The 15025-nt window shown below is 38.8% G+C and carries 14 protein-coding genes; 11 read left to right on the forward strand and 3 right to left on the reverse strand.

What is annotated here, in order from left to right; translation table 11 throughout:
* Nucleotides 1-193: 193 nt before the first annotated feature.
* Nucleotides 194-3193 (reverse strand): efflux RND transporter permease subunit, encoded by a 3000-nt coding sequence (locus J2S78_RS13980; protein ID WP_306899524.1) that lies wholly within the window; start codon nt 3191-3193, stop codon nt 194-196.
* A gap of 129 nt (nt 3194-3322) precedes the next feature.
* Between J2S78_RS13980 and J2S78_RS13985 the strand changes: the two genes are divergently transcribed.
* The 5 genes from J2S78_RS13985 (at nt 3323) to J2S78_RS14005 (ending at nt 6641) form a co-directional block, all read left to right on the forward strand.
* On the forward strand, nt 3323-3667 hold the full coding sequence (locus J2S78_RS13985; RefSeq protein WP_125561262.1) for a PadR family transcriptional regulator: 345 nt from the start codon (nt 3323-3325) through the stop codon (nt 3665-3667).
* 3 nt (nt 3668-3670) lie between these two features.
* The gene (locus tag J2S78_RS13990) at nt 3671-4192 is read left to right on the forward strand and encodes a hypothetical protein (protein ID WP_125561260.1); all 522 of its coding nucleotides are present in this window, start codon (nt 3671-3673) and stop codon (nt 4190-4192) included.
* Nucleotides 4193-4412: 220 nt separating this feature from the next.
* Nucleotides 4413-4535: a YjcZ family sporulation protein gene (locus J2S78_RS13995; RefSeq protein WP_306899528.1), complete on the forward strand. Its 123-nt coding sequence runs from the start codon at nt 4413-4415 to the stop codon at nt 4533-4535.
* Between the two features lie 310 nt (nt 4536-4845).
* Nucleotides 4846-5469 carry an SOS response-associated peptidase gene (locus J2S78_RS14000; RefSeq protein ID WP_306899529.1) on the forward strand — a complete coding sequence of 208 codons (624 nt, stop codon included), beginning with the start codon at nt 4846-4848 and terminating at the stop codon, nt 5467-5469.
* Nucleotides 5470-6191: 722 nt separating this feature from the next.
* Entirely contained in the window at nt 6192-6641 is a 450-nt protein-coding gene (locus J2S78_RS14005; protein ID WP_306899530.1) for a hypothetical protein, read from the forward strand.
* Between the two features lie 96 nt (nt 6642-6737).
* Here the strand turns inward: J2S78_RS14005 and J2S78_RS14010 are convergent, their stop codons facing one another.
* On the reverse strand, nt 6738-7616 hold the full coding sequence (locus J2S78_RS14010) for a DMT family transporter (RefSeq protein WP_306899532.1): 879 nt from the start codon (nt 7614-7616) through the stop codon (nt 6738-6740).
* A gap of 420 nt (nt 7617-8036) precedes the next feature.
* Here J2S78_RS14010 and J2S78_RS14015 point away from each other — a divergent pair, with 420 nt between their 5' ends.
* The 6 genes from J2S78_RS14015 (at nt 8037) to J2S78_RS14040 (ending at nt 13103) form a co-directional block, all read left to right on the forward strand.
* Nucleotides 8037-8954: an ABC transporter ATP-binding protein gene (locus tag J2S78_RS14015; RefSeq protein WP_306899534.1), complete on the forward strand. Its 918-nt coding sequence runs from the start codon at nt 8037-8039 to the stop codon at nt 8952-8954.
* Nucleotides 8951-9703, forward strand: coding sequence for an ABC transporter permease (locus J2S78_RS14020; RefSeq protein ID WP_306899536.1), 753 nt, complete (start codon nt 8951-8953; stop codon nt 9701-9703). The genes J2S78_RS14015 and J2S78_RS14020 overlap by 4 nt, the downstream gene beginning before the upstream one ends.
* Nucleotides 9704-9718: 15 nt before the next feature.
* Entirely contained in the window at nt 9719-10450 is a 732-nt protein-coding gene (locus tag J2S78_RS14025) for an ABC transporter permease (RefSeq protein ID WP_306899538.1), read from the forward strand.
* A gap of 22 nt (nt 10451-10472) precedes the next feature.
* Nucleotides 10473-10823 carry a YxeA family protein gene (locus tag J2S78_RS14030; protein ID WP_306899620.1) on the forward strand — a complete coding sequence of 117 codons (351 nt, stop codon included), beginning with the start codon at nt 10473-10475 and terminating at the stop codon, nt 10821-10823.
* A 177-nt stretch (nt 10824-11000) separates the two neighbouring features.
* Nucleotides 11001-11714: a response regulator transcription factor gene (locus tag J2S78_RS14035; RefSeq protein ID WP_306899540.1), complete on the forward strand. Its 714-nt coding sequence runs from the start codon at nt 11001-11003 to the stop codon at nt 11712-11714.
* Entirely contained in the window at nt 11715-13103 is a 1389-nt protein-coding gene (locus J2S78_RS14040) for a sensor histidine kinase (protein WP_306899542.1), read from the forward strand.
* Nucleotides 13104-13234: 131 nt separating this feature from the next.
* Here J2S78_RS14040 and J2S78_RS14045 read toward each other — a convergent pair whose 3' ends face one another.
* Nucleotides 13235-14986, reverse strand: a complete 1752-nt coding sequence (locus tag J2S78_RS14045) for an ABC transporter ATP-binding protein (protein WP_306899544.1) — start codon at nt 14984-14986, stop codon at nt 13235-13237.
* Between the last annotated feature and the right edge of the window lie 39 nt (nt 14987-15025).

Genomic DNA, 15025 nt, shown 5'->3' on the forward strand with positions numbered 1-15025 from the left:
TTGAAAAAAGTTTGATCAAAAACAACTTGCAAGACCATATTTTTTCCAAATAAAAAGAAGCCATTTTCAAAAGATTGATAAACATGGCTTCTTGTTCAGTATTATTTTTATTTGGATAATAAATTTATTAATGTAATTCACATTCGTTTTTTAAACCAAGGTGGCGCGTTACAGCATTTAAGTTAAATTAATTTTATCTTTTGTAAAACCGATCCTTCATTTTTTGTGCGATATCTTCAAATAAAACATAAGTAACAGGTAAAAACATTAACGTAATAAACATGGAGAATGAAAGACCAAAAATAAGCGCAATGGCCATCGGCTGTTGATACTGTCCAGCGTGACCTGTTGTAATCGCCAATGGAATCGTTGCCGAAACCGTAGTAATAAACGTGATAAAGATAGGCCGGTACCTTTCCTTACACGCTTTTTTCATCGCATCATATCGTTCCATTCCAGCAATGCGAAGCTGTTTCATTCGGTCGATAAGCAAAATTCCATTATTTACGACAATTCCGATCAAGATCAACATTCCCATTGCTGAGAGCAGGTTAAGATCTGTTTGAGTAATAAATAGACCAGCTAATACCCCAGTGAGTGTTAACGGAATCACACTCATGACAACGAACGGGTGGATCAAGCTATTAAACTGGATAGACATAATCGCAAAGACAAGGAGTATCGCTGATAGTAACACTAGATACATTTCGTGTGAAGTTGTCTCCTGATCGGCAATTTGTCCACCAACTTCTACGGAGTACCCTGGTTCAACCATATAATTGTTAACAACTTGATAAATATCGTCACTAACCTCACTGAGGTCTCGACCATCCACATCCCCAAGTAGTTGAATGACTCTTTCTCCATCTTCATGGGATATCTCATTTGGCGAAAGTGCTTCTTCGAATGTAATGTAATCACTTAGCGGCTTTTCCCCATTATTTGTGTTGATTTCGACTTCTTCAAGGGAAGTAGCGTCTTGAATTTCTTTTCCATAAGACAGCATAACAGGTATTGAAAAGCCTTCTGCCTTGATGGTGCCCGTTTCTCTTATTGTGGACAAAAGGGTTAATTCGTCTTTAATATCCGTAGGAGTCAACCCATCCATAGCGGCATTTGAACGATCAACAACAATCCGTTGTTCATCACGACTGTTTTCAAAAGTACTAGTAATACCTTGTATCCCAGAAATATCAGCCAATTCAGCATCCAAACCATCTGCCAACCCCCGAAGTTCATCCAAATCATCACCCTTAATTGATATTTGAATGGGATATGTCACAGATCCAGAAGCAGTAATAGGGTGATCTTTAGACATCTCTTGTAACTCGTCATGAATTACTGAATTTATTTCGTTTTGTGAAACCGTTGCTTCTTCTTCAGGCGTCATCTTGACATAAAAATACATTTGGTTTTGTCCAAAGTTACGGATGTTGTACCCTTCAATATCTTCCGTTTCCGAAAGGAATTGAGACATGCTTTCCGCTACCCTCTCACGATCTTCAGGGGTTGTTTGTTGTTCAAGACCAACATAAAATTCGGCTTGACGGTCATAAAAATCAGGTAAGACAGTGACAGGCGTAAAAAATGTCAAAGACAGAGAGGCTAGAAATACCAGAAAAAACAGCAGCACGATTCCCACTTTTCTCCTTGTCTTTTGACCCATCCAGTCAATGTAGCGATCGATCTTTGCAAAAAAGGCAGATGGCTTAGAAGATTCCTTTTTTTGTTTGACTTTCAACCATTTTTCAGACATAACAGGAATAAACGTAAAGCACATAATGAGTGCAGAGAGCTGACTAAAGACAATAACCGCGGCAATTACCTTTGCAAACTCCCCCACCTGTCCGCTGATGAGGCCGATAGGTAAAAAAACCATAATCGTTGTGAGGGTTGAAGCAATGACTGGAGTAAAAACTTCTTTAGTCCCTTGTATGGTCGCTTCCCTATCATCAAGTCCTCTTTCCTTTTTCTTATAGATGGACTCCATAATGACGATAGAAGAGTCAACAACCATACCTAATCCAATTCCAATACCAAGCAAGCTGATTAAGTTGATACTAAAATCAAACAAAGCCATCAGCAAAAACGTCATGAGAACCGTCACAGGGATAGAGATAGCCATAATGACCGTTGCTGCCACATTTCTCAGAAACAAAAAGAGGACAAGAACAACTAGGAAACCTCCAATCAGGACATTTGTTTGCAAATTGCCAATGGAATTTTCTACAAACTCTGATTGAACGATTGTTTCATCCAATACAAACCCATCTATATTTCCTTCTTGTTCAATTACTTTTAATTCAGATCTGACAGCTTGAGTCAACTCCGCTTGCGTGGCTTCATTTGTTCTACCTACAGACACCCACACATAATTGTTATCTCCATCACGCCATAGTTCTTGATTATTTCTGCTTTCTTCCACCTTAATATCTGCAATGGTGCTTAGAAGCACAACACCGTTCTCAGCAGGAATAAAAAGATTTTCTATTTCCTCCATATCTTGTAAACTTGAATTCCATGTTAATACAGGGGTATCTTCTTCATTGGACCGACCAATCGAAACATTGTCATTTTGCTGCTGTAACACATTCTCTACTTCATCATACGTTACACCCGCCTGATTCATCTGTTCAGGCTCTAGTTGAACCATGACGGTCCTTTCCATTTGACCAACCACTCTCACTTCTTTAACTTCCTGGAGAGATTCCAATCGCGGTTTTAACGTCGTTTCTGCAAAAGTAGTCATGGTTCCTATATCTCCATCATGTATATCCATATAAAATTCATAGCGCTGTGCAGATGTATTACGAGAAATTTCTATATCATGAACAGTCGAGATACTTCCTTCCACTTCGCCTACCGCATTCTTTAGCTGCTCATAAGCTTCATCCCCAACCTCTTCTTGAAGGGTAACTGTAATAGAGCTTAAGTCATCAGTTGAAACAGATTCATATCCTTGAATGCCTTCTACATTTGAAAGCGCCTCTTCAATAGGGTATGTTACATTTTCTTCCATATCTGAAGCAGGTACATTGGAAGCTTCAGCTGAGACCGTCACCGTGTCATAAGTTACCTCTGGATAAAACTGATTTTCCAATGTGTCCATGAACATCATACTTACAACAATCATTCCAATGGTGGCGTAGACGACAATAAACTTCCTCCTCAACAATCCCTTGATCCAATTCATATTTCCCCTTCTTTCAGAAATATTTTAATCAATGTAAACATTTTACATGAGGGGCATTACTTAATACAATTATATTTTTTAAAAAAATATATATTTGATTGAAATATATATTCGTGGTACTATACAGCTATGGACAGAATGACAGCAATCAAAGGCAGTTTAGAGGTTTGTGTACTCAGTATTCTTTATAAAAAACGCAGTTACGGTTATGAAATTATGAAAGAACTTGAGAAATTCAATATTAAATTGAAAGGAGTAGGCAGCATCTACCCCATCCTTACGAGGATTAAAGAAAAACAACTTGTCAATGTAAGAAAAGAGTTCGCTGAAGATGAAAGACCCCGTATCTATTATGAGATAAACGAAAAGGGAATTGCATTTTTAAAAAATGAAATGCAAGAATGGTACGCTCTTCAACATGACATAGACTCCCTAATGACTTATCATGCTAAGGATCTTAAGGAGGATAATTAAAAAATGAAAGAGGAATTACTGCCATACGAAAGACGATATGTTAATGAGATTATGGACATACTCAAATCAAGTGAAGTGAAATCCTCGTACCGGGAAGATGCAAAAGAACAGTTAGTTGAACATATTCATGAAGCACGACTGAACAATGAGGACTTCAAAGAAATTCTCGGTACACCAGAACACTTTGCACTACATTTTATGGATACAGCTGTCACACGAGAAGAACAGGCAGTCACTAAAATGAATATTAAAGAAGCCAAGCATCAATCAAAACGAGTTTTTTCATTAAAGGGACCTTTGTTTTTTTTGGTTTTGACAGGCATCTTCTATTTGGTTCTTCAATTCTCAACAGTCTTAATTTTCACACCGGTTCTTGCACCAGGTTATGGAACAGCTTTTCATCTGTTTGTCATCTCAGATTTCCTCTGGTGGAATATCCTTGTCACAGCCATTAACGTTGGCATCGCCTTGGTGTTAAGTACTGTGACTATGTACCTGTTAAGCAAGCGTTACCGCCTATTTTAAAAGGAGGAAGAGCTTATAAGCCTTCCTCCCCTTTATACGTGCGTTTTAATTACGTTCATCATGTTGCCACAACCGTTCCAGATTATCGCCGTAATCCCCGCTTCTCTTAATCCGTTACCCGTATCTTTTGTTCCTCCCAATGTAATCGAGACCGGTGACTAACGCAAAACTTTATTGTTTACATACAATGACCTTAACTTAACTAAAAGGGGGTTTTCTAATGAGCGCAGGTGGATATGGATCAAATTTTGCTTTACTCGTTGTTCTATTTATCCTTTTAATAATTGTTGGCACTAGTTACACTAGTGGCGGCTTTGGTGGTTTTGGCGGAGGAGGTTACTAAATATAATAACCTCAGTATTTATACGGCAGATCGTTATAGTGGTCTGCCCTTTTTTCGTTTTATCTAGACAAACATAAATTGTTTTAAATGGAGTCCTCGCGGCACACTTGTGACAAGGAATCATTAAAAAGACTGTCAAGGGACAATAGAAAGGATCCAGGCGAATATGTTCCGGATCTTTTTCCTTACTACTAAGAAATTTTACGTCAAGAGTTGCGAGGACGACATGAATTGTATCCCATTTGATCAGATTACTGATATCCAGAATAGACTATAATGGTAGAAACTAATCTTGATCGGAGGATACGTTATGTGCGGCCGTTTTACCTTGACAGTGAATCTGGAGAAAATTCAAGAGCAGTTAGACGTGGAGGAGATAAACTTAGAGGATTATAAAGCAAGCTACAACATCGCCCCTTCTCAGAACATACTTGCCGTAATTAATGATGGAGAAAATAACCGTATGGGTAAATTGCGCTGGGGATTAATACCATTTTGGGCGAATGACAAAAACATCGGGTACAAAATGATTAATGCACGCGCTGAAACAGTTGCTGAAAAAGGAAGTTTTAAGCATGCGTTGAAAAAACGCCGTTGTATTATTCCGGCCGACTCCTTTTATGAGTGGAAAAAGGTCGACGGTAAAAAGCAACCGTATCGTATTTATTTGAAAGAACAAGATGTTTTTGAATTTGCAGGGCTGTGGGAAAAGTGGAGAGATGAAAACGATCAGAATATATTCAGCTGCACGATCATAACGACACAGGCGAATGACTTTATGTCAGAAATCCATAATCGAATGCCTGTCATACTCCATAAAAAACACCATCAACAATGGATGGATCCGGCTAACCAAGATCCAGAGGATGTAGTGCAATTGCTGCAGCCGATTGATTCCAATGCAATGACCGCTCTTTTAACACGGCAAGAATAAGCTTGCCGTGTTAATTCTTCGCCGACACAGATCACATCAGCTTTCCTGTGGTATAAGGGTGAGTTCCTAACCCATGTTTGCGTTTTCTTTAAATACTATACCGTTCAATTCGAAAAAAGCAAGTTCTATAAAAATTAAAGTGGATTTACCAGCTCTTTGTAATCGTTCCGTGGACTGTTTACTTCCGTCGATACTTCATGTATCTATTTTAAGTTTGATTGGATTTGGGTTAGTTTTTTCCGGCGTTTTAGGAACCTGTAGCGGTATTTAGCAACCTGCTGCCCTTTTTTGTTTCTCAAAATCCTGACAACACGCCTTACAAATCGATTGCCACGCCTCTTTGATCTATTTATATAGCGTACGAAACGCATAAAAATCTAATTGCCAGCGTCCTTCGGTACTGGTCCCGGTTTCTTCGTTCCATTTCAAATTCTCGTTACAGACACACTTTATTTCTTCACACTCCCCCAACCCGTAATATCTAAACAGCGCTGGAACGGACAGACTCGCCCTTTTTTGAGCCAAACAGATTCCTGTCAAAGACTTCCGCAGTTCCTCGTTTTCTTCTCCCCCACTACTCCGAAAACGATATAAGAATCTTCAAATCTTGGGTTATTAAAGACATTATGTCTCATCAATTTAGCTGATTGTAGGTTTACTTATTGGGCATGATAAAAAAATAAATGAAAAAAGAAAAGACTGTTAAAAGGACGGAGATTTTTTTGTTCAATCAATTGCTTTTATGGTCCACCTTTATTATTCCTTGGTTTGCACTTATCCCCTTAAATAAAACGGATGTTAAAAAGTTTATCCCGGCAGCATTGTTTGGCGCGCTCATTCTAACCTTTGTTTTCCAAGTTGCAGATAAATTTAATTGGTGGGAGATAGAAGAAAATATTATCTTGCTTACAAATACCACACCTTTTGTTTATGGCTTGTTTTTTGTTGGTACCATTATCATCCTGTATTTTACCTATCACCATTTTCTGTTTTATTTGTTAACTAACCTTATTATCGATGGTTTTCTTTCTTTTGGGATAAGTAAATGGTATGAACATTTAGGTATTTACAAGTTAATAAATATTAATTCTGTTGGGGTTTATTTATTAACTACGGTGATCGCAATTTTGATTTATGGATTTCAAAAATGGCAGGATACTGTAATGATTTAAAATTAACCACGTCGAACTATAAAAAATGCACAGGGTGCAACATAAATTAAAAACTATCCCAAACATCATATGAATGATATTCAGGATAGTTTTTTTTTAACTCGCCTTTCTTGCTGCTTCTGACTTATCCATTCCGTTATTTTTCAGGAACATGTAGAAGGATGCCCCAAATATGATAACGTAGCCTGCAACGCTGAGTAATGTTGGAATCTGGCCGAACAGTATAATGCTCAGCAGCGCCGAGTAAACAACGGTGGAATAAAAGAAAATGGAAATCTCGCTCGCCGGGGCAAACTTGTAAGCAAGCGTAATACCAAATTGACCGACCGTCGCACAAACCCCGGCCAAAAGCAGTAATGCCCATTGCTGCCAGCTCATAGGTTCATAAAACATAATCGTGAACGGCAGAAGAACAAGCGTTGTAAAGAACGAAAAATAAAAGACCACGGTATAATGCTTTTCCCGGCTGCCGAGAACACGAAGAAGGGTATAGGCCCCTGCTGCGAACACAGCCCCAAGCACCCCGACTATATAAGGAAAAACTTCCACAGAAAATTCCGGCTGAATAATGAATAAAGTACCGGCAAAAGCAATAAGCACCGCAAAAATCTGATACCGCCGGGCGCTTTCTTTCAAAAAAACCGCCGAAAATATAATGAGAATAAACGGGCTGAGTTTGTTGAGCATTTCCGCATCTGACAATACAAGATGATCAATCGCATAAAAATTCAGGACGATTCCAACCGCTCCAAGGGCGGAACGGTACAACAGTAGTTTCTGATTTTCCTTTTTCCCAAAAATCCGCTCTTTATGGTGCAGTACAAAGCCTAATGTTATAATAGCCGCTATAATATTACGAAAAAACGCCTTCTGCATCGTCGGCAAATCCCCGGAAAGCTTCACAAAAGCCCCCATAAGCGAAAAACCCAATGCAGAAACCAATAATAACCAAATTCCTTTATTACGATCAGACATCAGTCGTTCCTCCAATTCCTCTAAACCAGCTCTATATAGGAGACCTATTAAAACCACCGACAGACTATATTAATATAAAATCCCAATAATGGAAAGTAATTTGTTTGACTGAATACTCTATATTTTTTTGAAGAGACTTGTTCCATTCATTGTTTCTGTTTATCTTTTCCATTATGAGTAGACAAATGAAATGCTAAATACATAGATTCTGGATAGTTATTTTCTTATTCATACATGTTTTTTATTTTTTAATCAGTGCTTCTTGTTGGCGCGACCCTATATGCAAATTTTCATAACACAGATTCAAACCTTTTTAAGGTTATTGTAAGGTTCTCTTCAGACTGGGGAAAGGCGGGTTCATTACAGTTGAAATAGAGATAGAATTCTCTAAAAAAGACATGAATGGAGATGACGTTTCAAATGACGACTTCGGCTATAGTTCAAACTCAAAAATTATCCAAAACATATAGCGGTCTTAATCCTGTTAATAAAGTAGATCTCCGTGTTCAGGAAGGAGAAATCTACGGGTTTCTGGGTCCAAACGGGGCGGGGAAAACAACGACACTAAAAATGTTGCTCGGACTCATTAAGCCTTCTGAAGGGACAGTTAAAATATTCGGAGAAAGCCTGAATAAACACCGACTATCTATTCTACAACGTACTGGATCACTCATTGAATCTCCCTCCTACTACGGGCACCTGACAGGGCTAGAAAATATGAAGATCATGCAGCGTCTACGCAATGTGCCAGATAAAAACGTAGATGAGGCGCTTCGTATCGTAAGGCTAGAAAACCAGAAAAACAAAAAAGCTGACCAATATTCGCTAGGAATGAAGCAACGGTTGGGGATCGCAATGGCACTTCTCGCCTTCCCCAAACTGTTGATCCTCGATGAGCCGACAAATGGCCTTGATCCAGCAGGTATTGGTGAAATCAGGGAGCTCATTAAATCACTACCTGCACGCTATGGAATAACTGTTTTGCTCTCCAGCCACCTGCTGTCTGAAGTTGATCAGTTAGCTACCTCAGTAGGCATTATCAGTGAAGGAAGTTTGTTATTCCAAGGCAGTATGACAAGTCTTCGAGAAAAAGGAAGTACCACCATCTATCTAAAAACCGGTGACAATCCCAAAGCGGAACAATTGCTTCTCACTCAAGGCTACAGTCCAGCTCAAAGCGAGAGCCGGCTAGGGTTCAACAATCTTGGGGATGCGAATGTGGCGGAAATGAATAAATTACTTGTTGAAAACAACATTCCTGTCACCCGGATCGAAGAGCAGAAAAAAAGTCTGGAGGATATTTTCTTAGAACTGACAGGAAAGGAGCGGAGCTTGTGATTAAAACATTAGGCCTGGAATATTTCAAAATTCGCCGCAAAAAAATATGGATCATGATTATGCTATTTCTTGGTGTCGAGATGCTATGGGCCTTCATATCCATCAACCGGTCTATTGCTAGTAACCCAGACCAAGCCATCTGGGAATCTGTCATTCACACTATAGCCTCCATGAATGGACTTTTTATTCCAATTCTTTCGGCCATCATTGTTTCTCGGATTTGCGATATGGAGCATAAGGGGTCAACCTGGAAAATGCTTGTTACCACCAATGTGGGGCGCGGTCAAATTTACTCAGCCAAGTATATATGCGCTAATAGCCTGCTGCTTTATAGCATCCTTGCACAAACCTTACTTATGGTCGTGTTCGGGCTGATAAAAGGATTTCCTGGAGCGCCCCCTTTCGAATTACTGATTCAGTTCATTGGAGGCACCCTTCTGACTACTCTCGCTGTTACCGCACTTCAGCAATGGATTTCTCTAGCCATTAAAAACCAAGCTTTTGCGCTATGCCTGGGCATGTTAGGTGGATTCATAGGAATGACCATTGGGCTATTCCCAGCTGCTGTCAGACATATTTTCATCTGGTCTTATTATATGGATCTCAGCCCGGTTACTTTTCTGTACGACGAGCATTCGAGTTCCTATATAACACAGACGGTAGGCTCTGGTCTCGTAGTGGCCGCGCTTATTATGACCGTGATATTCTATGTTGCTGGAAGAATCCATATTACCCTAAAGGAAATCTGACTAGGAGGAAATGTAATGAAACGAAGTATTTCCGCAGAATTGCTAAAATTACGGCATTCCAAAATTGGTCTAGTACTCGCCGTGCTTCCTATTTTAAGCTTGCTGATTGGATGTGCGAATTATTATTTTAATCAAAATGCCCTACAAAATGGCTGGTATAGCCTATGGAGCCAGGTCAGCCTATTTTACGGGGAGTTTTTCCTGCCCATACTGATTGCCATCTGCTGTGCCTATATTTGCAGGTTAGAACATCTAAACCAGAATTGGAATATGACTATGTCCTCTCCTGTTTCGGTGGCAAGTGTGTATCTGGCCAAATTAATTGTTGTTAGTATTTTAATCTTATTCGTTCAAGCATTGTTCATGGGACTCTACTGGATTGCAGGTACCCTGCTCTCTTTAACCGGTCCTTTCCCTGTAGAGACTATAGGGTGGACTTTAAGGGGATGGTATGCATCTCTGTCCATTATCGCTTTGCAATTGGGACTGTCGCTTCGGATTCGCAGCTTTGCTACACCTATCGGAATTAGTCTGTGCGGGGTGTTTGTTGGTCTTGCCATGTATATTGCTAAGTTAGGCATCTTTTTCCCGTTTTCGCTGTTAACCATTGGGATGGGTGTGCTGTCTCAAGATAAGTTAACACACGCACAGAACATTCAATTTTGGGTAATCAATATGGTTTTCGTTATTATCTTTGCATCGTTATCTATTCGTCGATTAAAAAGCAAAGATGTTGTTTCATCCTGATTATGCTTAGGAGGAATGTATGGTGAAAAAGATATTACTGATACCAGGGTTAATCATCGTAGCTGGGGTATGCTTGTCGATGATCTTCTACAATCCGGATAAGCTTGAACCTGAAAATCCCGCTGGAAAAACTATTTACTATACAGAGATAACTGGAGCCGGAAGTCAAGGTGAGAGCGGACGTTATAACTATGAATTAACTGCCTATGATGAGAAAGGGGAAGAAAAAAATCTTAGTTTTTCAGCTGGAAAGCAATTGAGAGAAGGTGCTTATATCCAGCTGTACCACGCATTGATTAGGGGTATAACACACTGGGAAGAAGTTACCTTTGAGGAAATGCCTGACGCGGTTCAAGAACATTATCAACAATAGGGATCTTACAAAGGAAGAGGAAGTCCGCTTATATAAAGTTAAGAACGTGATATAATCGACAAAAATAACCATCCCTATTAAATGTTGTCTAACCACATTTTCTGCCAAAAAGTAAAATGGTGTTTTTATGGATAAATAATTCCTCTTGTTCATGTATAATAAAATTAGGTGATGAGCATGGAGAACTTAAAAGAGAAGAAAATATTAGTTGTAGACGATGAATCGGAAATCAGAATAATGATAGAAAGGTTTTTAAGAAAAGAGGGCTTTTTCCGCATTTACACGGCTGCAGACTGTGATTCAGCTTTGTCAATCTGCCGCACAAACAAACCAGATATTGCAATTCTTGATATTATGTTGCCCGATGGAGACGGGTTCTCGCTTCTTTCTTCCATCAAACAATTTTCGGACACACCGGTTCTTTTTCTCTCTGCCCGCGGCGAAGATGAAGACCGATTGCTCGGGCTGGGTCTGGGGGCAGATGATTACGTTGTGAAGCCTTTCCTACCACGCGAGCTATCATTACGACTTATGGCAATTCTAAAACGTGTCTACTCATCTCCTATGACGGACGATCATTATGTCTTTCGACTGGAAGAACAGACTATTGATCTAGATAGCGCAGTCGTGCATAAGAATCATAAAGAACTGCCATTAACTGCAAAGGAGCATGCCATCCTTGTGAAATTATACGAGAATCGTAACCGCATTGTCACAAACGATGCCCTATGCTTGGCTGTATGGGGAGATGACAGCTACGGGTATGAAAATACGTTGATGGTCCATATTAGGCGGTTGCGCGAAAAAGTCGAGCCCAATCCCTCTAAACCCATCTATCTTCTAACCGCCAAAGGGTTGGGGTATAAACTGCTGGTAAAGGAGATACGCTGAGTGGAAGGAATTACTCGGATATTACGCCAGTTTGTCACCGCAACTATCTTGATTTCAATATTTTTACTTATTTTTAATTTCGTACTACTGGGCGTGCTAGTGTTCAACAATAATAACCCGAACCCGTCTCCGGAAGGTGTAGTTAAGCAAGTGGCCCAAGGGCTTAACAAACAGGGCGACAACTATCGTTTGGATGAGAATACCGCCAATCTTCTTCAGCAAAATAAGACTTGGGCAATGCTTGTAACGGATGATGGTCATGTGGAATGGGACTATCATTTGCCTAATGATGTTCCGAGATCATACAATCTAGTCGAGGTAGCTAAGTTTTCCCGTTATTACCTTGAGGAGTACCCGGTTTATGTTTGGGAGCATAAAAATGGCATTGTTGTGCTGGGATATCCTAAGAATAGTCACTGGAAGTATCAAATTGATTCTCATTCCAACTGGGTAGAATCGCTGCCTCAACGTCTAGTATTGTTGCTGCTATTTAATGTGGTACTTGCACTACTAATCTCTGTCGTAATTGGCTCACGCCTAATTAAAAGGATACGACCTCTTGTGGCGGGAATCCACAGTATTGCTAGGGAAGAAGAAGTACAAATGGATTCCAAAGGTATATTCGGTGATTTGGCCCGCAGCATTAATTCCGCATCGGTTATACTTCAGAAAAAAACAACGGCATTAAAGTCAAGGGATGAAGCTCGATCCAACTGGATTGCCGGAATTTCTCATGATATCCGGACGCCACTCTCGATGATACTAGGCTACGCAAGTGAAATGGAGGATAATTCAGAGTTGCCGAAGGAACAGAGGTATGAGGCCGGTATCATTAGACGGCAGGGGGAGAAGCTACGCTCACTTATAAACGACTTGAATCTGGTCTCGATGCTAGAATATGAAATGCAGCCTTTGCAATGGAAGAGTATCCGATTATCGGTTTTGGCAAGACAGGTTGTTGCGGATTTTTTAAATAACGGATTAGATGACCGGTATGACATTGAGCTGAACCTAGCTGACGAAGCAGTTAAAATCAATGGGGACGAAAAATTATTGCTTCGGGCAATCAATAATCTTGTCCGTAATAGTGTGCGCCATAACCCTCAGGGCTGCAAAATCGTCTTGGAAACTTTTCTATCCGAAGACTCCTCTCAATATTACTTTATCGTAAGAGATAATGGGCGGGGAATTCCTAAGGAGCAATTAAAGAAAATTACCGAGTTGCCTTATTCATCAAAAAGAAAGCAGACTGTTCAACAAGGGCACGGTGGTTTAGGACTTCCGATGGTGGAAAGGATCATACAGGCGCATCACGGTCGCCTCATTCTTTCAAGCGATGTGGATCAAAAAGGTTTGATAGTCATTATGGAACTTCCAGTTTTAAAATAAAATTAAGTTGTAAACTCGAAGCGCCCTCCTGAGATAGAAAGATTTAGGAGGGCGCGTTTTAAATTTACTATATTTGATTACACTTGCTCCTGCCCGTTATCAAATAAGGTTTCCATTTCACACTAGTTAATTCATATCAATTGATGTTCACAAAACTGATTATATAATTCGTGATTACTTTGCAATTCTAAATGTGTACCCAGCCCAGTTATTTTACCGTTTTCAATGAAGATTATTTTTTCTAAATCCTTAATGCTTGATAATCTATGTGCAATTATAATGGTTGTTCTTCCCTTTATTAATTCATTCATAGCAGCTTGAACTTTTTCTTCCGATTGACTATCTAAATGTGAAGTTGCTTCATCCAATAATATTATTTGAGGATCTTTCAAAAACATTCTGGCAATTGCTATTCTTTGTCTTTCCCCCCCAGATAGATTAAATCCTTTCTCTCCAATATGTGTATTTATTCCGTTAGGTAATTTTTTTATTAAATCCCAAACATAAGCCATCTTACAGGCTTCAATTATTTTTAACTCACTAATTGTATTTTCATCAAGGCCAAAGACTATATTATCTTTTACAGACCCAGTAATTAGGCTATGTTCCTGTGACACATAACCAATCTGCATACGCCATGATGATAAAGAGTAATTTTCAATATTTACCCCATCGAAATATATAGAGCCGTTAGTCGGTTTATAATACCTTTCCAATAAGGATATTAGTGTAGTTTTTCCACTACCGCTTGGGCCTACCAAAGCGTATGTCTTGCCTCCCTCAATAATTAGGTTAATATTATTCAAACAAAAAGAAGAATTATCTGTGGTTGTGTACTTAAAAGATAAATTTTTTATCTCTATATCCTTATTACCAATATCTAAGACCAGCCCTTTATCCAATTCTTCACTAACTTCATTGAGTAGCTGAGAAATCCTTTCTGTAGCTCCTTTAGTATTCTGTAGTTGAGAAAAAAAAGATCCGAAACTCAAAATAGGTCCCATTATATAAAATAACAATGTTAAAAAAGCAATAAACGTTCCCGCTGACAAATCACCGGTGGATAATTTAACCCCACCATATCCAACGATTGAAACAATTATAAACATCATAATTAAATTCACTACTGGATCTATAATAGAAGACCATTTTGATTGTTTTATACCTATACTTTTTAATGCTGCAATACTTTTCTTACCCTTGTCTATTTGATAGTTTTCAGCCGTAAATGATTTAACTAATTTATTCTCTGTAATCATTTCATGTGCATTTACATTAAGAGTTGCGGTCGATTCTTGCATCCTTTTAGAGATTTTAGATAAAATCTTGCCCAATGGTACAAAAAAAATTAGAAATATTGGTACAGAGAGAGCAATTACTAATGTTAATTGCCAATCGTAATAAAATAACCAGAAACTACAAAATATTATGATAAATATGGAGTTAATAAACTTTGAAAAAGAATTACTCACTAAACTATATATAACATTAGTATCATTCACTATCCTACTCGCTATGTCTCCTGACTGATTAATATCAAAGAAATCAGTTGGTAACGTCACAACCTTATTCCATAATAATGACCTTAAATTAGCAACTATATTTAATCCGACAACACTTAATAAATAACCGGAAAAGGCTCTAGTAATTGCACCAGTAATAAATAATAATGCTAATATTGCTAGTGCACTTGTTTCTAGGCTGTCCGTTTGAGTATATGAATCTACTATAATTCTTAATGTGTTCGGAATAAATGTTGAAATTACAGCACCAATAGATCCAACAATACAAGTAACTATAAAAAGAAGATATCTCGGATTCGTAAAGTGAATTAACCTGAAAAATTCAGTCCATTTATATTTATTACCCTCTGTATTTGACATATTATCACCTTCCATCCATGAAATCGTTAGTCGATATAG

Source organism: Salibacterium salarium (assembly GCF_030813635.1).
In the GTDB taxonomy this organism is placed as follows: domain Bacteria; phylum Bacillota; class Bacilli; order Bacillales; family Marinococcaceae; genus Salibacterium; species Salibacterium salarium.